This window comes from Streptosporangium sp. NPDC050855, assembly GCF_044456585.1.
Taxonomy (GTDB): domain Bacteria; phylum Actinomycetota; class Actinomycetes; order Streptosporangiales; family Streptosporangiaceae; genus Streptosporangium; species Streptosporangium longisporum.
In genome coordinates, this window is the sequence record NZ_JBITFY010000001.1 from 452071 (window position 1) to 472322 (window position 20252).

Sequence of the window (20252 nt, forward strand, 5' to 3'; positions counted from 1 at the left end):
AGAGGGGTTGCGAACCTTGAAACTTCCCAGCTCTGCGCGGGCGGTCGTGATCGGCGGCGGGGTGGCCGGGTGCAGCGTGGCCTACCACCTGGCACGGCTCGGCTGGACCGAGGTGCTGCTGGTGGAACGGCACGAGCTCACCGAGGGGACGACCTGGCACTCGGCCGGTTTCGTGGGTCAGCTCCGCTCCACCGTCACCCAGACAAAGATGATCATGTATTCGGCGGGCCTGTACCCCGAGCTGGCCGAGCTCACCGGTCTGGACCCGGGCTGGCACGGGGTCGGCGGCCTGCGGCTGGCCACCACGCCAGAACGGGTGCAGGAGTCGCTGCGCCTGGCCGGGGCCGCGGAGACCTACGGGCTCGACCTGGAGATGCTCTCCGGCGCCGAGGCGGGGCGAAGGCTCCCGCTGCTGAACGTCGAGGACGTGCGGGCCGCGCTCTGGCTGCCCGGGGACGGCTGGCTGGACCCGGCGCTGCTGGCCAGGGCGCTGGCGGCCGGGGCGCAGAAGCTGGGCGTGCGGATCCTCACCGGGACCCGGGTGACAGGGCTCGATGTGGTGGGCGGCGCGATCACCGGCGTACGGCTCGCGCGGGGCGACGGGGAGGCCGGGGAGACCGAGGAGTGGTCGGTCCAGGCGGAGACCGTGGTCATCGCGGCGGGCGCGGCCAGTGGCCGGGTCGGGCGGCTGGCCGGGGTGGACGTCCCGGTCGTGCCGATCAAGCATCAGTATGTCGTCACCGAGCCTTTCGAGGTCTCCTCCTTCATGCCCACGGTGCGGGATCCGGACAACATTGTTTATTTTCGGGAGGAGGGCGGCGGGATTCTGGTCGGCGGATATATCCGTGACCCTGAGATATGGGATACGGCCGAGCCGCTGCAGGAGCCTAGAACCCTCTTTTCCCCGAATATGCCGAAATTTCAGGAATCGTGGGATTCGGCGGTGCGGCGCGTTCCCGGCCTGGCCCGTACCGAGATCGTCAAGGTCGTCCACGGCCCCGAGGCGTTCACCCCCGACGGCGAGTTCCTGCTCGGCGAGACCCCGGTCCGCGGGCTGTGGGCGGCGGCCGGGTTCTGCGTGCACGGCCTGGCCGCGGCGGGCGGCGTGGGCAAGGTGATGGCCGAGTGGATCGTGGACGGCTCGCCCGAGTACGACGTGTTCGCCATGGACCTGCGCCGTTTCTCCGGTCACGCCCGTTCGGCCTCCTGGGCCCGCGCCAGGGCCCTGGACGCGTACTCGACGTACTACGACATCGTCTACCCCGGCGAGGAGCGCACCGCGGCCCGGCCGCTCCGCCGCTCCCCGGCCTGGGTACGGCACGTGGAGCTGGGGGCGGCGTTCGGCGAGAAGTCCGGCTGGGAGCGGGTCAACTGGTTCGAGTCCAACGCGCGCCCGGCGGGCTCCGGCGTCACCCCGGACGGCCGGGACACGTCCGGCGACCGTGACACGTCCGGCGTCCCCGCCCGGGGCGGCTTCCCCGCCCGGGACAGTGACGACGGCCGGGACGACGACGGCCAGGACGGCGACGACGGCTCGGAGTACCGTCCCGAAGGATGGGCCGGGCGGGTCTGGTCGCCGGCCGTCCGCCGGGAGTGCCTGGCCACCCGGGACGCCGCGGGACTGTTCGACCAGAGCTCGTTCTCCAAGCTGGAGGTCGCGGGACCCGGTGCGCTGGAGGGGCTGCAGCGGGCGTGCGCCGGGCGGATCGACCGGCCCGTGGGCTCGGTCGTCTACACCCAGCTGCTGAACGCGCGGGGCGGCATCGAGGCCGACCTGACCGTGACCCGCCTGGCCGAGGACCGTTTCCGCCTGGTCACCGGCACCGCGTTCGGCGTCCACGACGCGGCCTGGCTCCGCGGCCAGGGCCTCGACGTCCGCGACGTGACCTCGGCCCACGCCTGCTACTGCCTCTGGGGCCCGCGGGCCCTCGACATCCTCGGCTCGGTCTGCCCGGACGACCTGACCTTCGGCTACCTGCGGGCCCGGGAGATCAGCGTGGGGAACGTCCCGGTACTGGCCCAGCGGGTGACGTTCGTGGGCGAGTTCGGCTGGGAGCTGTACTGCCCCGCCGAGTACGGGCTGACGCTGTGGGACACGCTCATGGAGGCGGGGACGCCGTTCGGCATGCGCCCGGCCGGGTACCGCGCGATCGACTCGATGCGCCTGGAGAAGGGCTACCGCGTCTGGGGGCTGGACATCACCCCGGAGACCACGCCGTACGAGGCGGGCCTGGGCTTCGCGGTCGCCCGCGACAAGGACTTCCTCGGCCGCGCCGCCCTGGAGGGCCATGGTTCCCGCGGCCCTTCGAACACCGGCACCCCCGACACCGCGGACACCCCCGGCACCCCCGGCACCTCGGGCGCTTCCGGTGCCCCCGCAGGGGCCGCGCCCGCGCGGCGCCTGTTCTGCCTGGTCCTGGACGACCCGCGGCAGGTCTGCCTCGGCGGTGAGCCGGTCCGCTCCGGCGGCCTGCCCGTCTCACGGGTCACCAGCGGCGGGTACGGCCACCGCGTCGACCGCTCGATCGCCTACGCCTACCTGCCCGCGGGCACGGCACCCGGAGACCGGGTGGAGGTCGGCGTCACCGGCGTCTGGACGGGCGCCGCCGTCGTCGCGGAACCCCTCTACGACCCGTCCTCCGAGCGGATCCGCCACCTGCCCTCCTGACGCTCCCGGCCCCCTCGCCTCCCCGGGGAGGCGAGGGCGTCACCGGTGCCCGATTTCCCGTACGCCCCCTCGGCACCGTGCGCATCGGCCATCCTGTGTCACGGAGACCGGCGTTCTCGATGCCCTCCGGGGCCGTTCGAAAGGGTGGTGACGGGACACCGTGGATGAACGGACGAATACCCCCTAAGGGTATGAGGAGGGTGATGAACGGCGCGATGAGAGTGGGCGCGTACGCGCTGGGGCTGGTCGTGGTGTTCGGCGGCGCCCTGGGGACGGGCCGGATGGCCGGGTCGGTCGCGAGCACGGCGGAGGCCACCCGCGGCCCCGCTCAGGGGCCGGCCCAGGGTACGGACCGGGACGCGGGCCAGGGTGCGGGGCGGCACACCGGTCACGGTGCCGCGCCGGACGCGGGGAACGCCGCGCCGCCCGGCACCGCGCAGCCGACGGCGCGGGCGCCGGTCGTGCCCGGCGGGCTCCAGATCTCCCAGGGCGGGTACAGCCTCCTGCCGGAGACGGACGAGGTGAAGGCCGGTGAGCGGACCGACTTCCGTTTCTCGGTGATCGGTCCCGACGGCCACCCGGTCGACGAGTTCGCGGTCCAGCACGACAAGAAGCTGCACTTCATCGTGGTCCGCCGCGACCTGACCGGATTCCAGCACCTGCACCCCGTCCAGAAGGGGGGCGGGATCTGGTCGGTCCCGCTGGAGCTTCCCTCCGCCGGGGAGTACCGGGCCTTCGCCGACTTCGCCCCCGAGGGCGGCCGGGCCATGACGCTCGGCATGGACCTGTCGGTCGCGGGGGACTACCGGCCGGAACCGCTCGCCGTTCCGGCCGGGACCGCGAAGGTGGGCGACTACACCGTCACCCTCACCGGGGGCCTCGTCGCCGGGCGTACCAGCATGCTCACGCTCTCGATCGCCGAGGACGGCCGGCCCGTCACCGACCTGCAGCCCTACCTGGCCGCGTACGGCCATCTGGTCGCGCTCCGCGACGGGGACCTGGCCTACCTGCACGTGCACCCCGACGGCGCGCCCGGTGACGGGCGCACCGCGCCCGGTCCGGACATCACCTTCTACGCCGAGGTGCCCAGTTCCGGGACGTACCGTCTCTTCCTGGACTTCCAGCACGCCGGGACCGTGCGCACCGCCGTGTTCACCGCGGTCACCGCCCCGGACCCGGAGGCCGGCGGGGCCACCACCCCGGCCGAGGACGCCCACGGTTCCCACGAGCACGGTCACGGGCCGTGAGACCCCGCGGGGCCGGACGTTCCCCGGATCGGGCGCTCGGATCGGGCGCTCGAATGGGGCGCTCGGATAGGGCACCCGGATCGGCCCCTGGCCCGGGTCACCGCCTGGCCCGGGTCACCGCTCGGGCCGGGGTGCCGTCCGGCTCAGGGCACCGGCCGGGGCAGTTGTGCCGGCCGGAGCCGGGCGCCGGTCCCCTTCGGTCCGGGCTTCCCCTTCGGCCCGGTCGTTCCCTTGGGTCCGGCCCGTTCCGCGGGCCGGAGGATCCTTCTGACCCGCTCCTCGTCCGCGGTGTAGATGTGCGGCACGTCGACGAAGATCCGCATCGGCCCGCAGCCCACGGTGAGGCCGTCCGCGACCTCCCTCTGGATCCCGCGGAGCGGCACGTAGTTGAGATAGCAGGTGAACGCGTTCTGCGACCGGAAGGCCGCGGTCATGACCAGACGCCCGGCCCGGAGCCGGAAGGCCAGGCTGGTCAGGCAGGGCACCGCGTCGGGAGGCTCGCCGGGAGCGGTCAGCGAGATCCAGCCGCTCTTGGTGTACGGCTTGGAGCGCAGCACGTCGGAGATCCAGCCGAGCTGGTCGACGCCGAGGAACTGCCGCAGCCGTCCCCCGTAGCTGTACTTGAACGGCGGGACGATCGACCGCTCACTGAACTTGCTGGCGTACAGCGGGATCTTCCCCGGGTCGCCGTGGCATCTCAGGATGGGATCGTCCCAGCTCAGAGCGTTGATCTCGAACAGTACGGCCGGGGCTTCGATGATCGGGCCGCGGTCGTCCAGGGCGGGACCGCCGCTGTCCGTCACGTGTCGCATCAGCCAGATCCACGTCTCCCCACAAGACGCGAACCTGAGGAGGTCGGGCATTCATGTCTCCACGTTGGGGAAATGGTAGGGATTGTGTGGGAGCCGGCGTTGCCGGGAGACGTTGGCGCGCACGTAGTAGACGAAATAGTGGATCAGCGCGAGCAACCCGATGATCACCAGCAGCAGGGCCGGGGTGGGCTCGGCCCCGATCAGCCCGAGCACGCCGACCGCGATGTAGGAGCCGTTGACCAGTGCCAGCATCATCACGTTGATCCCCGGCCACGCCAGCGGCGCGTACGTCTCCGGATAGCGGGGATCGACCGGCAGGTTCGGACTCCAGCCGAGGGTAGAGAAGTGGTCCTTGAGGGGAAGGACGTACAGCAGGCGGAAGTTGTTGAGCGCCCGCGCCGTCCTCATGTGCGCGTTGACCGCCTCGATCAGCCGCAGGAAGGGCAGCACGTTGAGCAGCCCGAACGCGGCGACCGTCGCGAACAGGTACCACGGGACGCTCTCCCAGGCGGCCAGCGCGTCCGGCCTGACCACCTTCGCGCTCGCCAGCGCGACCGCGGCGGCGAACGGGGCGGCGAGCAGGCTCATGGACAACCGGGTCATCTTGATCCGCTCGTCCTTGGCCGCCAGGTAGACCTGGTAGGTGCCGGTGAAGTCGACGGCCAGCAGGCTGACGAACTCCCTGGGCTCCACGGGCGGCGCGGGTGGAGCCTCGGGCGGTGCTTCCGCGGTCGCCCGCGGCGGTGTCTTCCGCATCGGGACCCCCACTTTCGACGAAGAGTGGATTTTCCCGTAAGAAGATATTGACTCAGTTGTAAGGCCAATGGGGGCGTTTTAACGACATACGTATTAAGGCTTCCGTGGACGCCTTTCGGGTGCTCCCCGGGCGGCTTTTCGGGCCGCTGGGGCCCGCGGTGCCGGTGCCGCCGCTCTCCTCGTCCGGCCCCGTCATGGTCAAGGGGACGGGACCTGCTCCTCCGGGACCCGCTCTTCCCCGGCCGCGCTCGTCCCTGCCTCGCGCAGCGCCTCCTCCACGGAGTCGGCCATCGTGAAATAGCTCAGCAGCCCGGTGGTCGCCAGCATGTGACGCAACGTCCGGCTCGCCCCGGCCACCACGAGGCGCGTCCCGGTCTCCTGGCTCCGGCGCAGGCTCCACAGCAGCTCCGCGAGCCCGGTCGAGTCGCAGAAGGTGATCCCCGTCAGGTCCAGGATGAGACAGGGGGGCGCGGCCGGGGTCGTCGTTCCGCCCGCGGTGCCGGGGGACGTCTCCGAAGGGGGCGGCACGTCCGGGGAATCCGGGGAAGGGGAGCCCGGGGAAGGGGGCGCCGGAGGGGCGGGCGGGGGCGGGGGCTCCGGGGAATCGGGAGGAAGGGGCGGCGGGGTCCCGGGGAAGAGGGGCGGCGGGGTGCCCGGGGAGAGGGGCGACGGGTCTCCGGGGGAGAACGGCGGGTCGCCGGGAGAGACGGGTGGCGGGCCTGCGGGGAAGAACGGCGACGGGACGCCCGGTTCCAGCGGTGACGGGCGCTCCGAGGAGAAGTGCCGCTCCCCGGGGAACGGGCGCTCGGGGAAGAGGGAGGTCTCCGGGGCGAACCGGTGCCCGGGGGAGAAGGGACGCTCCGGGGCGAGGGGGCCGTCCACGGAGGAGGTCGTGGGGGAGGGCTCCGCGAGGAGGGGGGAGGCTCCGGGGAAGATGGTCGGGGTCTCGGGTGCGGACGGGGGCGGAGCCGCGGGCGACGGCAGGCCGTCACCCATGTCCCACACCCGGGTGAGCTCTCTGCGGAAGACGCGCGCGTAGTCGTAGTCGAGCTCACCGCTCGCCCGGACGACGATGGCGTCACCGTAGGTGTCGGCCGATATGGAGAGGGGTTTCGCATCTTCGGGTGGCATGGAAAGGCTCCTTAGACCCGCGGTTCACAGGGCGGGCGTTCCCCCCGTCTTACCAGGTATGCGGATCCCGGTCTCCCGGCACCTGCCGTTCATCCCCCGTCACGGCGGGCGTTCTGCTTGGCGATCCCCTGGAGGACCGCGGTGACGTGCGGGGAGCAGACGGGGTCACGGGAGTGCCGGCCGGAGAACCAGCGCGTCTCGATCACGTAGTCGGCCCGGTGACCGCAGAGGCACACGCCGGAGGTTTCGGAGTCGAGCGGGACGACGGCCGTACGGTGAGTCACCATGAGTTAACTTTAGATGCCTTTGATGTTTTTGTGACGTTTATCATTGTTGCGAACGCACACCGGAGTCCCTCGGGCCTCCTTCAGGCCCGCGTCGTCGCCGGATCCGTCGCGTCCGCGCCGAGCGCCGCCGGCGCGGCGGCCACCACCGGAGGGCCGAGCCGTTCGGCCGGGACGTCGGCGAACTCAACGGTACAGTCCGAGAGGCCGCCGATGGCCACGATCGCGCGGGCGCGGGCGTCCAGATCGGGCTCGGGGTCCGGTGCGAGGAGCAGGGCGACGAGCCGCCGCCGCCAGACCGTCACGCGCCGTCCCAGGTCGAGGGGGGCCAGGGCGGCCAGCTCGCGCACCGCCATCGCGGTGACCTCGCGGTGCCGGAAGGTGATGTCGAAGTAGGTCTGCAGGAGATCGCGCCGGTCGCGCGGGGCGTCCGCCTCGGCCTCGTCCAGGAAGGCGTCGATGTCGTCGATCAGCGGCTGGACGATGCTCCGGAGCAGTTCCTCCCGCGAGGTGAAGTGGTAGTAGAGCGCGGGCTTGGTGATCCCCAGCCGGTCGGCGATGTCGCGCAGGCTCGTCCGCTGCACGCCCCTCTCCGCGAAGAGCTCCCTCGCGGCCGCCCGGATGCGCGCCTTGGTGTCCGACGGCCTGGCCACCCGACACCTCGTGTCTCCCGCCCGGACCTTCCCGTACGCGGGACGCGGGTGATCGGACCAGGGTAGCGCCGGGCGGGAACCGCTTACCTGCCGACAGGTGAGCGGGGGCGCCTCCGGCCGGTGCGTCCCGAGCGGGACGGGGCCCGGGGATCAGTCGTTCTTGAAGGGGTCGTGCTCGGCCAGCAGCTTGTCCAGTCTGGCCTGGTCGACCCGGCTGACGACCGCGGCCTCCTCGTTGCGGTCGCGCACGCACTTGGCCAGCGTGAAGGTCGACGTCACCACGTACAGCAGCCCGAGGGCCATGAAGGACCGGACCCAGACGGTCACGGGCAGGTACGTGATGCCGATCGCCAGGGCCGTCACCGACAGCCCGAAGGAGATGACGGCCTGGGCGTAGAAGGCCGTCGTCGTCGTGTTCTTCACCGGTCGTGTCATGCCACCATCGTCGGCGCGATCCGTGCGCGGCACATGGGCGCGGTTACTTAGTTACTCGTGAGTACGATCTCCGTGCCCCGGTGGCCGGGCCCCCGGCCCTTCCCCTCCCCTTGCTCGTCCCCGTTCCCCGTTCCCCGTTCCCCGGGCTCCGTCGCGCCACGTCCCGGACCCCGGGTCCCGGACGTCAGCCCTCCGGATCCTTCGCGCGGGCCAGGAAGAGGACGCGCTCGTGCTCGTTGCGGGTGAGCCCGGCGGCCCGCCCGAACTCCGCGCGCGCCTCGTCGAGGCGGCCCAGCCTGGCGAGCAGATCCCCCCGTACGGCCGGCAGCTGGGGGTAACCGGCGAGCGCGCGCTCCGCCGTCAGCCTCTCCACGATCTCCAGCCCCCGCGCCGGGCCGTACGCCATCCCCACCGCGACCGCGCGGTTCAGCTCGGCCACGGGAGAGGGGGAGACGTGGACCAGCAACCGGTAGAGGGCGGCCATCCGCTCCCAGTCGGTGTCGTCGGCGGACGACGCGCGGGCGTGACAGGCGGCGATCGCGGCCTGCAGGCCGTAGGGCCCCAGCGTGCCGAGCGCCTCGGCGCGTTCGAGCGACTCCAGCCCGCGGCGTACCAGCAGCCGGTCCCAGAGCCTGCGGTCCTGGTCGAGCAGGAGGACGGGCCCGCCGTCCGCCCCGGTCCTGGCCCGCAGCCGGGACGCCTGGATCTCCATCAGCGCGACCAGGCCGTGCACCTCGGCCTGGTCCGGCATCAGGCCCGCCAGGATCCGTCCCAGGCGCAGCGCCTCCTCGCAGAGCGAGGGGCGCGTCCAGTGGTGACCGGCGGTCGCCGAGTACCCCTCGTTGAAGATGAGGTAGACCACCTCCAGGACCGAGGAGAGCCTGCCTCCCAGCTCGTCCGGCGGGGGCATCTCGATCCGCACCCGCCTGTCGGCCAGTGTGCGCTTGGCCCGGGAGATCCGCTGCCCGACGGTCGGCTCCGGCACCAGGAAGGCGCGGGCGATCTCCCCGGTGGTCAGGCCGCCCAGCAGCCGCAGGGTGAGCGCCAGGCGTCCCTCGGCCGGCAGCACCGGATGGCAGGCGGTGAACAGCAGGCGCAGCACGTCGTCGCCGACGGGGTCGTCGAGGGCGTCCTCGACCTCCTCCTCGGCCGCCCACCGGCGCAGCTCCAGGTCCCGGCCGACCTCCTCCAGCTTGCGCTCGTAGGTGTTCCTGCGGCGCAGCAGGTCGATGGCCCGGTGCTTGGCGGTGAGCATCAGCCAGGCGCCGGGGTTGTCCGGCACGCCGTCCACCGGCCACTGCTCCAGCGCGATGACCAGGGCGTCCTGTGCCAGCTCCTCGGCCAGCCCGATGTCGTTCACGATCCTGGCCAGGCCGCCGATCACCCTGGCGGACTCGATCCGCCAGACCGCCTCGACCCTCCGGTGAGCATCGTCGACCCCCATGACGACCGATCCAATCACTCCGTCCCCCGCACGCGACGGCGCCCCCGCCGCCGCGCGATCGCGAGGTGCGGCCGGGGGCGCCGCCACGGCGCGCCGCCGGTCAGGACGGCGGCACGGCCGGAGGGGACGGGGTCAGGACGGGGCTGCGAAGTCCTCGGGACCGAAGACGCGCAGCACCTCGGCCTCGCCCTCCCAGCCCTCCCAGTGGTCGCGGTGCAGCTTCAGGAAGCGGGAGGTCCACTCGATCGTCTCCTCCTTCGACCGGGTCTGGTAGAGGGCGTAGCTGATCATCTCCTTGGCCTCGGCGAACGGGCCGTCGGTGACGGTCAGCTTCCCCCCGGCCAGCTCGACCCGGGCGCCCTCGGCGCGCGGGGCCAGCCCGCCGTTGTCCAGCAGGGCGCCGGCCCGGGTGGCCTCCTCGCCGAGCATGGTGATGGCCTCCATCAGCTCGGCGGGCGGCGGGGTCGTGGGCTGGTTGAGGACCTTCAGGGTGACCAGGTAGCGCATCGGACGTCTCCTTCTTCGACGGTGGTTCTCGGTGTTCTCGGTGGTGTCGCACGACGGTGTTCTCGGTGGTGTCGCACGACGGTGGTGTCGGTGGTGCCGGGCGACGGACGGGGTGTTCTCCGGCGTGCGGGGCGCCGGTCAGGCGTGTCCGGGTGAGACGCGCCCGCGGAGGTGGATCGACAGGGCCGCGAGCCAGGCCCACAGGCCCACGAGCCCGGTGATGAAGGTCATGATGGACCAGGTGGCCCCGCCGCCCGCCGCGATGCCGAGGAAGGTCACCAGGAAGATCACACCGGTGATCCGCGAGTACAGGGCCCATCCCCCGCGACCCTCGGCGGCGAACCTGCTCCCCGCGACCAGGCAGGCCACGGTCACGCACACGAAGCCCACGGCGCCGACGACGAAGTGGAGCGTCCCGTGCCAGCTCACCGGTCCCGGCCCCTCCGGCGTGCCCGCCGGGAACCCCAGCCCCGGATCCGCCGGGAAGATCCCCGCGCCGATCAGGCTCACCCCGTACGCGGCGACGAGCCGGGGCAGCCAGGTCGCGCCGGTCCCGCCGGTGAGGGCCCGGCGCAGGCCGGCCGCGCAGGCGACGGTCGCCAGCCCGGTCAGGACGAGGTTGGCGATCTGGATCCATCCGAGGTCGCCGTTGGCGAGCATGCTCCAGGCGTGGCGGGTGAGGTCGAAACCCTCCCGGGTCAGTGCCTGGACGACCGAGACCACGACGTACACCGGCCCGGCGATGACGCCGAAGGCCAGGAGCGACGTCGTGACGCCCGGCGCGGGGTCGCCGATCCTCCGGCCCGTGGCCCTCCTGTCGCCGGTACCCGTCGTCTGCTGGGTCATGGCCTGTCTCCTCAGCTGTCCGGGGCCGGTCCGCTGTTTCTTCCGGCCCTTGTGACCAGGCTTCGAACGGGACCGGGCCGATTCGACAGACCGCCCGGATTCTTTTCATGATTTTTTACAGGGGGTACGGCTCCGGCCCCCGGAGGGGGCTCCCGCGCCCGGAAGGGCTCCCGCCACGGGACCCGTGAGGGAGGGGGCCGTTCCGGGACCGCGCCTGCGTGCCGGGCCGGGCCCCACGGTCCACCGACCCGATCTTCACGGCGGGCCACCCGGCTGAGAGGATGTCTCCCGTGACCTCCAGTACGACCGGCCCGGCCGCCACGCGAGCGGACATGACGTTCCGTTCCGCGCGCGCCGCCGTCTTCGCCGTGGTCTGCCTGGGGTTGAGCGTGGGAGCGCACGTCCTCGCGGGAGGCTCGGTCTCCGCGCCAGGTGCCGCCGCCGCCCTCGCCGTGGCCTTCGCGACGGCCCTGGCCGTCTCGGGACGCGAGCGCACGACGGTGACGATCCTGCCGCTGCTGGCGGGCGTGCAGGCCGTCCTGCACGTGCTGTTCTCCCTCGCGCACGCCACGTCCCCGGCCGAGGTGATGGGACACGTCCACTCCGGGCTGCTGCCCGGTCTGGGCATGCTGGTGGCGCACGGGTGGGCCGTCGGGCTGACCGGGCTGTGGATGGCCCGCGGCGAGGCGGCCCTGTGGGCGCTGCTGCGCAGGCTCGGCGTGCGGCTCCGCCGGGTGCTGATCGTGTTCGTCACCCCGGTGCACGTCCCGTTCCCGGCCACGGGCACGGCCGAGCCGGGAGTCCTCCGCTCCGCCGTGCTGCGCCACGCCGTCAGCAGGCGCGGCCCCCCGGCGACCGTCACCGCCGTCTCCGGCTGACCCACCGGGTCACCCGGGGCCCGTTCCCTCCTCCCGCGCGCACGCCCGCGCGGGCCTTCGCCGATGCCGCCGCTCCGGCCGCTCGTGTCCCCGCCCCGGCCGTTCGTACGGCCGCAGGGCCGCCCGCGTGACCCCGGGACCGCTCTCATGCGCCGTCCGGCCACGTGTGTACGGCAGGGGCGCGCGCGTGGCCGTCCGGCCGCCCGGCGCACCGAACCATCGTGACGATCCCGGCCGTCCGCCCGGCGGCCTCCTCGGCGGCGTTCCGCCGGGTCCCGCCGGCCGTCCGGCCGGAAGAAAGGCATCACCATGTCCGCTCGACGTACCACCCCCGCCCCGATCCGCCGCGCCGTCTCCGCGGGGATCCTGATCGCGGCCGTGACGGTCCTCGGCGCGTGCGGGTCCGAGGGGTCCCCGGCCCCCCAGGGAGCCCCGGCCGGCACGGCACCGGCCGCCGTCCCGAGCTCCGCGAGCTCCGCCGCGGCCGCTCCCGGCGCCACGCTGACGATCACCGACCCCTGGGTGAAGACCGCCCCGAAGGGGATGAGCGCCGCCTTCGGCACCCTGGTCAACCCCACCGACGCCGAGGTGACGGTCGTCTCCGGGACCTCCCCGCTCTCGCCGGTGATCGAGCTGCACGAGGTCGTCGAATCCGGGGGAAAGATGATCATGAGGCCCAAGGAGGGCGGGTTCGTGATCCCGCCCCGGGGCACCCACCGGCTCCAGCCCGGCGGCGACCACATCATGCTGATGGGCGTCACCGAGGAGGTGAAGCCGGGAGCGCGGATCCCCTTCACCCTCACCCTCAAGGGCGGCGGGACCCTGGAGTTCACCGCGATCGGCAAGGAGTTCGCCGGCGGCGAGGAGCACTACGAGCCCGGCACGCACCCGAAGGGGGACAAGGGTGACGGCTGACCGGGAAACGGAGTAGAGCTCATGCGGGAACCTCGACTCAGTCGCAGAGGCCTGCTCGCGGGGGGCGCCGCCACCGCGGCCGGCGCCCTCGCCGCGTGCGCGCCCGACCAGGTCCTCCCCCCGGCCGCCACCCGGCCCGCCGCGGCGTCCCCCGCGCCCTCGGGCGTCTCCCGCGTCCCGGGCGGTTCCGACGGCTCCGGCGGCCTGGTGACGGAACCGTTCGACGGCGTCCACCAGGCGGGGATCGCGACACCGCCGCAGACGTACGGGGTCTTCGTCGGCCTTGACCTGCTGCCCGGTGTCGGCCGCGAGGCGCTGGGGCGGATGATGCGGCTGCTCACCGACGACGCCCGGCGGCTGACCCAGGGCAGGCCCGCCCTGGCCGACACCGAGCCCGAGCTCGCCGTCCTGCCCTCGCGGCTGACGGTGACCTTCGGGTTCGGTCCCGGCCTCTTCACGGCGGCCGGGCTGGCCGACCGCCGTCCCGGGCAGGTGGCGCCGCTGCCCGCGTTCACGGTCGACAGGCTGCGCAAGGAGTGGAGCGGCGGGGACCTGCTGTTGCAGATCTGCGCCGACGACGCCCTCACCCTGACCCACGCCCTGCGCATGACGGTCAAGGACGCCCGCGCGTTCGCGAAGGTCCGCTGGACCCAGCGGGGCTTCCGGCGCGGCGCGTACACCCACGCCGCCGGGCTGACCCAGCGCAACGTCATGGGACAGCTGGACGGGACCGTCAACCCCCTCCCGGGCACCCCCGACTTCGACCGGGCGGTCTGGGTGAACGACGGCCCGGCCTGGCTGCGCGGTGGCACCACGCTGGTGCTGCGGCGCATCCGGGCGGAGATGGAGACGTGGGACGCCGTGGACCGGGTCGGGAAGGAGTTCACGGTGGGGCGCCGCCTGGACAACGGCGCCCCGCTCACCGGGCGGGACGAGCGCGACGAGGCCGACTTCACCAGGCTCAACGCGATCGGCTTCCCCGTCATCTCCGAGCAGGCGCACATCCGGCGGGCCCACGTCGCCGATCCGGGCATGCGGATGCTGCGCCGGGTCTACAACTACGACGAGGGGCTCACCCCGGACGGGCACGCCGACTCGGGCCTGCTGTTCGCCTCCTACCAGGCCGACATCGACCGGCAGTTCGTCCCCGTCCAGCGCAGGCTGGCCGAGGCCGACCTGCTCAACGAGTGGACGACCCCCATCGGCTCGGCCGTCTTCGCCATCCCGCCGGGGTGCCCCCCGGACGGCTGGATCGGCGAGAGCCTGCTCGGCTGAGACGGCCCCATCGCTCCGCCGGTCCCTCCTCGCCCTGGACGAGGGGGGACCGGCGGGCTCCCCGGTGCTCGCGTCCCCCGGCGTCACGCGGGAGTCACACGCGATCCCGCCCTCCTCGTGACGGTGCCGGGCGGGCGCCGATTGGTATTCTCGCGTCGTGACAGGATTCGTCCCGCCGCCCGCGGGCGGCGCGAGCCTCCTGTCCCGAGGTGGCGCAGCAGGATGACAGTCCCCGAGTCGTCAGGATCCCCACGATGCTGAAAGCCGGTCGGTCCCAGGAGGAGATCCGCCGGCACAACCTGGGCGCCCTGCTCCGGCAGGTGCACCTGGGCGGGCCGGTCTCCCGTACGGTGCTGGCCGACCGGATGGGCCTGAACCGGAGCACCATCATGGCGCTGACCGCCGAGCTCACCTCGGCGGGCCTGGTGCGCGAGGAACGCCCCACCGACACCGGCAGGGCGGGCCGGCCCTCGCTGGTGGTCCGGCCGGAGTCCGACCGGGTGTACGTGCTGGCCTTCGACGTCCGGGTGGACCGGCTGGTCGCGGCCAGGGTCGGGCTGGGCGGGACGGTCCTGGAGCGGATGGAGGCGGTCCGGCCGCGCGCCGGGGCCGACCTGGACGACGTGGTCGGGGTGCTCGCCGGGTTCGCCCGGCGGCTGCACCGCGAGGCGAGCCCGGAGGCGATCTGCGTCGGCGTCGGGGCGGCGTACTGCGGCATGATCCGGCCCGGCGACGGGATGGTGCGTTTCGGGCCGAACATGGGCTGGGTGGACCAGGCGTTCGGCACCGAGCTCGGCCACCGGCTGGGGCTCGGGCTGCCGGTCGCGGTGGGCAACGAGGCCCACCTGGGAGCGCTGGCCGAGCACGAACGCGGCGCCGGGGTCGGCTTCGACAACCTGGTCTACCTGCACGGCGACGTCGGCGTGGGAGGGGGGATCATCGTCGGCGGCAAGCTGCTGGACGGTGACGGCGGGTACGGCTGCGAGCTCGGGCACATGATGGTGAACCCGCACGACGGGCGGCCCTGCGGGTGCGGCTCCCAGGGCTGCCTGGAGGCGGAGGTCGGCGAGCAGGCCCTGATCGACGCGGCCGGCCGCTCCGCCGACCTCTTCGGCCGCGAGGGCGTGCGGGCCGTGGTGGAGGCCGCCGACCGCGGTGATCTCAGGGCCCGGGACGCGCTGCGCCGGATCGGCGACTGGCTGGGCATCGGGGTGGCGAACCTGATCAACCTGTTCAACCCCGGCATGGTGATCTTCGGCGGGATGCTGCGCGAGGTCTACCCGGGGGCGGCGGCTCAGGTCCGCGACCGGGTGGAGGCCAACGTGCTGATGATCTCCCGCAAGGCGCTGCTGCGCACCTCGGCCCTGGGGGACGACGCCACCCTGATCGGCGCCGCCGAGCTCGCCTTCGCCAGGGTGCTGGCCAGCCCCCTGGAGGTGCTCGCCCAGGGCGACGCCGTCCCGGGCCGCGCGCCGCAGACCGGTGCCCGCCCGCGCGACGCCATGATCCGGTGAACCCCCGGCCGGCGGACGGCCTCACGCCTCCGGGATGAACCGTCCCGACGATCGTCCTTGCCTGGAAGGTCCCCGCCGCACGGTGACGACGGTGCTCGCGCGCCCGTCGCGCGGCCTCGCCGGCTCCGGGCGGACCGCGGACCGCGGGGGCCCGGAAGGACGCGACACCGCTCATCGCCCGGGCCGGGAGGTATAGGTTCTTCTGACGATATGACGGTACGACCGGGCCGGATGCCCGTGGCATGACGGCGCGACCGGGCCGGGTGCCCGCGGCGGGGCCCGTCATCCAGCGCGGAGGTGAAGGGTGTCGGCTCCCGTGGACGTCCTGCCCACCGGCCGGTCGGCGGCACGGGCGGCGCGGGCGGCACAGGCGGCGCGGGCAGGGACGCGGAGCGAGCGCAGGCCGGAGATCGAGGGGCTGCGGGCCGTCGCCGTCCTGCTCGTGGTGATCTACCACATCTGGCCGCGTCGGGTGTCCGGTGGCGTGGACGTGTTCCTGATGCTCACCGGCTTCCTCATCACCGGCTCCCTGCTGCGCACGGTGGAGCGCCGCGGGCGGGTGGAGTTCGGCGCGTTCGCCGCGCGCCTGGCCGGGCGGCTCCTGCCGACCGTCGCCCTGGTGCTGCTCGGCGTGCTGGCCGGGACGCTGCTCTGGCTCCCGCGGACCCGGTGGCACGACACACTGGCCGAGGTGTTCGCCTCCGCGCTGTACTACGAGAACTGGCACCTGGCGTCGGCGGCCGTCGACTACCTGGCCGGGGGCAACGCGGCCGGCCCGGTGCAGCACTTCTGGTCGCTGGCCGTCCAGGGCCAGTTCTACGTGCTGTGGCCGGTCCTGCTGGCCCTGACGGCCGCGGTGGCCGCGCGCCACGGCCGGAGCCCGCGGGCGGCGTTCCTCGGGGTGACGGCGCTGGTCTTCACCGCCTCGCTCGCGTACTCGGTGGTGCGGACCGCGGCCGACCAGCGGTGGGCCTACTTCGACACCGGGGCCCGGCTGTGGGAGTTCGCCCTGGGCGGGATGCTCGCGGTCGTGCTGCCGTACCTGCGGCCCCCCGGCGCGGTCCGGGTGGCGCTGGGCTGGATCGGCCTGGCGGGGCTGGTGTCGTGCGGGCTGCTGCTCCAGGTCTCCACGGTCTTTCCCGGGTACGCGGCCCTGTGGCCGACCGGGGCCGGGGTGATGATCATCGTGGCCGGGGTGACCGGCAGCGCGTTCGGCGCCGACCGGCTGCTCACCCTGCGTCCCATGATGTACGTGGGGAGCATCTCCTACGCGCTGTACCTGTGGCACTGGCCGATCTTCATCTTCTACCTGGCGCAGACCGGCCGTACCGCGGCGAGTCCCAAGGGCATCGCCCTCATCCTGGTCGCCTCCTTCGTCCTCGCCGCGGCCACCACGGCGCTCACCGGCCGGATCCCCCTGGGCGGCACGGCGCGCCCGGCGGCGATCGGCCTGGCGTGCCTGCTCCCGGTGCTGGTGGTCGCCGGGGTGTGGACGTCCCGGCAGGACGACCAGGTCCGGCAGGAGGGCGGCATCGTCCCGGCCCCGGCCGTGGCCGCCCGCGACCGCCCCCGGACCTACGCCGACGGCTGCAACCAGGTCACCGGCCGCGACGAGCTGCTGACCTGCCGGTACGGCGCCGCGAACCCGACCCGTACCATCGTCCTGGCCGGCAACTCGCACGCCGCGCACTGGTTCCCGGCCCTGCACGCCATCGCCGACGCCAACGGCTGGCAGGTGGTGAACATGACCAAGGGGGCGTGCGCGCTCTCCACGAAGCCGCAGCGCTACCAGGGCAGGGCCTACCCCTCCTGCGACCGGTGGCAGCGGGACGTCATGGCGGAGGTACGGCGGATCGAGCCGGACCTGCTGGTCACCACCGCGACGATCTCCAGCCCGTTCGAGCGCGGCGAGACGCTCCCGGGCGGGTACGTCGAGCGGTGGCGGCAGCTCGGCGCGATGGGCGTGGAGGTGCTGGCGATCCGCGACACGCCCCGCATGCCCTTCGACCCGCCCGAGTGCGTCGAGGTCAAGGGCCCCGGGGCCTGCGTGGACGACGAGCGGCACAGCCTCGCCGCGGTCTCACCGGCCGCCCGGCTCCGCCGCCCGCCGCCCAACGTGACGTTCGCCGACCTCACCCCGCTGCTCTGCCCGCGGGACCGCTGCCCCTCGGTCATCGGGAACCTGATGGTCTACTCCGACAAGGGACACATCACCGCCACCTTCATGCGGAGCCTGGCGCCCGTGCTGGAGAAGGAGGTCCGGCGGGCCCTCGGCCCCTGATCCCGGCGTCCCCTCCCCGCCGGACGCGGCGCCAGGAAGGACCGCCGCAGGCCGTGCGTCAGCGTGGCGGGCCCGGCTCGCGTCCCGGCCATGCGCTCAGGGCCAGCTCGGCGACCTCGGCGAGCTCGGCCGCGCCGGCGCCGTCCCGGGCGCGCTGTGACATCCCCTGGACGACCGCGGCGAAGTACCCGGCCAGCGCGCGGGGACTCGCGTCGGCGGGGAGCTCGCCCTCCCGCTGCGCCGTACGCAGGCGGGCCTCGAAGACCGAGAGGTTGGCGTTGCGCAGGTCGCGCAGGAACGCCTCGACGTCGGCGTCCTGGGGGGTGACGTTGGTCGCCGCGCTGATGGTCAGGCAGCCGGCCGGGTGGGAGGGGTCGGGGTAGGTCGCCGCGGCCTCGCGCAGCACCCGGGCGAACGCGCCGTACGTGGTGGGCTCCTCCTCCAGGGCCACGCCCACGAACGCGCCGACGGGCGAGCGCCCGTAGGTGCGCACCACCTCCCTGAACAGCGACCGCTTGTCCCCGAAGGCGGCGTACAGGCTGCCCGGCCTGATCCCCATCGCCTCGCTCAGCTCGCCGACGGAGGTGGCCTCGTAGCCGCGCTCCCAGAACAACCGGACGGCCACGGCCAGGGCCGCCTCGCGGTCGAATGTGCGCGGACGTCCCCGTGCCGCGCCTGTCGTCCCCATGCCCACATTCTAGAGCGATCCACCAAGAAATGGTGTTACCGTATTTGTTGGTAGGTCACTCAACAAAGAAGGGCGGTCGGCATGTACGCACTGGAGGACAAGGTCGCGCTGGTCACCGGTGGCAGCCGGGGGATCGGACGGGCCATCGCCGAGCGGCTCGCCCGGGACGGCGCCGTGGTGGCCGTCGCCTTCGCCCGCGACGAGACCGCGGCGGACGAGGTCGTCGAGCGGATCCGCAAGGACGGCGGCCGGGCCTTCGCGATCCAGGCGGAACTGGGCGCGCGGGGTTGCGCGGCGACGCTCTGGGCCGCCTTCGACGCCGGGATCACGGAGCACGCGCCCGGCGGAGGCGTCGACATCATCGTGAACAACGCCGGTATCGGCCGCAGTTCGGACCTGGTCTCGCTCACCGAGGAGGAGTTCGACGAGGTCTTCGCCGTGAACGTCCGGGCGCCGTTCTTCATCGTGAAGGAAGGGCTGGGGCGGCTGCGGGACGGCGGGCGGATCGTCAACATCTCCAGCGGCGTGGCCCGCCTCGCCATGCCGGAGATCATCGCCTACGGCTCCACCAAGGGCGCCCTGGACACCTTCACCCTCAACCTCGCCAAGCAGCTGGGCCCGCGGGGGATCACCGCGAACTCGGTGGCCCCCGGCATCGTCGACACCGACGTCAACGCGGGGTGGCTGCGGGGCAACGCGCAGGCCGAGGCCCACGCCGCGTCGCTGGCCGCGCTGGGACGGGTCGGGCAGCCGGAGGACATCGCCGACATCGTGGCGTTCCTCGCCTCCGACGACGCCCGATGGGTGACCGGCAGGGTGATCGACGCGACCGGTGGCGCCGGGTTGTGACCCTCCCCGCCAGGGCCGGCGGCGTCGGTCCGTCACGCGTGCCCGCGCCCGGTTCTGTCGGTGGCGCTCGGTAGCGTCGGGGGCCACCGGACGAAGGGGGCACCATGGCGACGGCGACGTCCCGCGACGGCACGCGCATCGGATTCGAGCGGACGGGGGCGGGGCCGGCGCTGGTGCTGGTCGACGCGGCGGGCGGGTTCCGCGGGTTCGGTCCCATGGGCCCGCTCGCCGAACGCCTCGCCGACGGGTTCACGGTCGTGACCTACGACAGGCGCGGGCGCGGCGAGAGCGGCGACACCCCGCCGTACGCGGTGGAGCGGGAGGTGGAGGACCTCGCGGCCGTGATCGAGGCGGCCGGGGAGCCGGCGTTCGTGCACGGGTTCTCCTCCGGTGCGGCCCTGGGCCTGCTCGGCGCGGCGGCCGGGCTGCCGATCACGATGCTCTCGCTTCTCGAACCGCCGATCACCCTCGACCGGCCGTCGCGGGAGGACGGGGCGGGGGGTGACGCGGACGGATCGCACGAGGAGGAGCCGCAGGGGAGCGGGCCGGAAGGGGGCGGATCGCACGAGGAGGAGTCGCACGGGAGCGGGCCTCGGAAGGACGGGGCGCAGGGGGAGGGTGACCTCGCGGCCGAGATCGACGAGCTCGTCGCCTCCGGTCGCCGGGCCGACGCGGTCGAGCACTTCCACAGGAGCATCGGCGTCCCCGACGAGATCGTCGCGGGGCTGCGGCAGGCGCCCTTCTTCCCGGCGCTGGAGGGCATCGCGCACACGCTCGCCTACGACAGCCGGATGACGTCGGCCGTCTCCGCCGCCACGCTCCGGTCCGTCACGGTGCCGACCCTGGTGATCAACAGCTCGTCCAGCGACGAGCGTCTGCGCGGCTGGGCCGCGGACGTGGCGGCGGCCCTTCCCCGGGGGCGTCACCTGACCCTTCCGGGCGAGTGGCACGGCGTGTCCGAGAAGGTGCTGGCCCCCGCGCTGGCCGGTTTCTTCGCATGAGCAGCGCCCCCCGCCCGTACGGGCCGGACGTGGCACGCCACCCGTACCGGCCGGAGGGAGACCGGGCG

19 protein-coding genes are annotated in these 20252 nt (G+C 73.5%); 9 read left to right on the forward strand and 10 right to left on the reverse strand.

Annotated elements, in window-relative coordinates; translation table 11 throughout:
• The first annotated feature begins 16 nt into the window (after positions 1 to 16).
• Both ACIBCT_RS02095 and ACIBCT_RS02100 read left to right on the forward strand, forming a co-directional pair.
• Complete coding sequence (locus ACIBCT_RS02095) at positions 17 to 2668, forward strand: FAD-dependent oxidoreductase (protein WP_399185564.1); 2652 nt, start codon at positions 17 to 19, stop codon at positions 2666 to 2668.
• Positions 2669 to 2871: 203 nt separating this feature from the next.
• Positions 2872 to 3915, forward strand: a complete 1044-nt coding sequence (locus tag ACIBCT_RS02100; RefSeq protein WP_399185565.1) for a hypothetical protein — start codon at positions 2872 to 2874, stop codon at positions 3913 to 3915.
• A gap of 143 nt (positions 3916 to 4058) precedes the next feature.
• Here the strand turns inward: ACIBCT_RS02100 and ACIBCT_RS02105 are convergent, their stop codons facing one another.
• The 9 genes from ACIBCT_RS02105 to ACIBCT_RS02145 all read right to left on the reverse strand — a co-directional run bounded on the left by ACIBCT_RS02105 (position 4059) and on the right by ACIBCT_RS02145 (position 10783).
• A complete protein-coding gene (locus ACIBCT_RS02105; protein WP_399185567.1) occupies positions 4059 to 4727 on the reverse strand; it encodes a hypothetical protein in 669 nt (222 codons plus the stop codon).
• 51 nt (positions 4728 to 4778) lie between these two features.
• Positions 4779 to 5483, reverse strand: coding sequence for a hypothetical protein (locus ACIBCT_RS02110; RefSeq protein WP_399185569.1), 705 nt, complete (start codon positions 5481 to 5483; stop codon positions 4779 to 4781).
• Positions 5484 to 5681: 198 nt separating this feature from the next.
• Positions 5682 to 6614 carry an STAS domain-containing protein gene (locus ACIBCT_RS02115; RefSeq protein ID WP_399185570.1) on the reverse strand — a complete coding sequence of 311 codons (933 nt, stop codon included), beginning with the start codon at positions 6612 to 6614 and terminating at the stop codon, positions 5682 to 5684.
• An 89-nt stretch (positions 6615 to 6703) separates the two neighbouring features.
• The gene (locus ACIBCT_RS02120) at positions 6704 to 6901 is read right to left on the reverse strand and encodes a hypothetical protein (RefSeq protein ID WP_399185571.1); all 198 of its coding nucleotides are present in this window, start codon (positions 6899 to 6901) and stop codon (positions 6704 to 6706) included.
• An 80-nt stretch (positions 6902 to 6981) separates the two neighbouring features.
• Positions 6982 to 7551, reverse strand: coding sequence for a TetR/AcrR family transcriptional regulator (locus tag ACIBCT_RS02125; protein ID WP_399185572.1), 570 nt, complete (start codon positions 7549 to 7551; stop codon positions 6982 to 6984).
• Between the two features lie 150 nt (positions 7552 to 7701).
• Entirely contained in the window at positions 7702 to 7986 is a 285-nt protein-coding gene (locus tag ACIBCT_RS02130; RefSeq protein ID WP_399185574.1) for a YiaA/YiaB family inner membrane protein, read from the reverse strand.
• A 184-nt stretch (positions 7987 to 8170) separates the two neighbouring features.
• Complete coding sequence (locus tag ACIBCT_RS02135) at positions 8171 to 9430, reverse strand: RNA polymerase sigma factor (RefSeq protein ID WP_399185575.1); 1260 nt, start codon at positions 9428 to 9430, stop codon at positions 8171 to 8173.
• A 132-nt stretch (positions 9431 to 9562) separates the two neighbouring features.
• Complete coding sequence (locus tag ACIBCT_RS02140; protein ID WP_399185576.1) at positions 9563 to 9937, reverse strand: YciI family protein; 375 nt, start codon at positions 9935 to 9937, stop codon at positions 9563 to 9565.
• 138 nt (positions 9938 to 10075) lie between these two features.
• Complete coding sequence (locus tag ACIBCT_RS02145; protein ID WP_399185577.1) at positions 10076 to 10783, reverse strand: DUF998 domain-containing protein; 708 nt, start codon at positions 10781 to 10783, stop codon at positions 10076 to 10078.
• A gap of 290 nt (positions 10784 to 11073) precedes the next feature.
• Here ACIBCT_RS02145 and ACIBCT_RS02150 point away from each other — a divergent pair, with 290 nt between their 5' ends.
• The 5 genes from ACIBCT_RS02150 to ACIBCT_RS02170 all read left to right on the forward strand — a co-directional run bounded on the left by ACIBCT_RS02150 (position 11074) and on the right by ACIBCT_RS02170 (position 17646).
• Positions 11074 to 11661, forward strand: a complete 588-nt coding sequence (locus tag ACIBCT_RS02150) for an MFS transporter (RefSeq protein ID WP_399185578.1) — start codon at positions 11074 to 11076, stop codon at positions 11659 to 11661.
• A gap of 309 nt (positions 11662 to 11970) precedes the next feature.
• Complete coding sequence (locus ACIBCT_RS02155) at positions 11971 to 12576, forward strand: copper chaperone PCu(A)C (protein WP_399185579.1); 606 nt, start codon at positions 11971 to 11973, stop codon at positions 12574 to 12576.
• A gap of 21 nt (positions 12577 to 12597) precedes the next feature.
• A complete protein-coding gene (locus ACIBCT_RS02160; protein ID WP_399185580.1) occupies positions 12598 to 13851 on the forward strand; it encodes a Dyp-type peroxidase in 1254 nt (417 codons plus the stop codon).
• Between the two features lie 254 nt (positions 13852 to 14105).
• A complete protein-coding gene (locus ACIBCT_RS02165) occupies positions 14106 to 15365 on the forward strand; it encodes an ROK family protein (RefSeq protein ID WP_399185581.1) in 1260 nt (419 codons plus the stop codon).
• Positions 15366 to 15669: 304 nt separating this feature from the next.
• The gene (locus ACIBCT_RS02170) at positions 15670 to 17646 is read left to right on the forward strand and encodes an acyltransferase family protein (protein WP_399185582.1); all 1977 of its coding nucleotides are present in this window, start codon (positions 15670 to 15672) and stop codon (positions 17644 to 17646) included.
• Positions 17647 to 17704: 58 nt separating this feature from the next.
• Here the strand turns inward: ACIBCT_RS02170 and ACIBCT_RS02175 are convergent, their stop codons facing one another.
• Complete coding sequence (locus ACIBCT_RS02175) at positions 17705 to 18334, reverse strand: TetR/AcrR family transcriptional regulator (RefSeq protein ID WP_399185583.1); 630 nt, start codon at positions 18332 to 18334, stop codon at positions 17705 to 17707.
• Between the two features lie 81 nt (positions 18335 to 18415).
• On the opposite strand from ACIBCT_RS02175, the gene ACIBCT_RS02180 reads away from it, so the two are divergent.
• Both ACIBCT_RS02180 and ACIBCT_RS02185 read left to right on the forward strand, forming a co-directional pair.
• Entirely contained in the window at positions 18416 to 19183 is a 768-nt protein-coding gene (locus tag ACIBCT_RS02180; RefSeq protein ID WP_399185584.1) for an SDR family oxidoreductase, read from the forward strand.
• A 104-nt stretch (positions 19184 to 19287) separates the two neighbouring features.
• Positions 19288 to 20184, forward strand: coding sequence for an alpha/beta fold hydrolase (locus ACIBCT_RS02185; protein WP_399185585.1), 897 nt, complete (start codon positions 19288 to 19290; stop codon positions 20182 to 20184).
• The last annotated feature ends 68 nt before the right edge of the window (positions 20185 to 20252 follow it).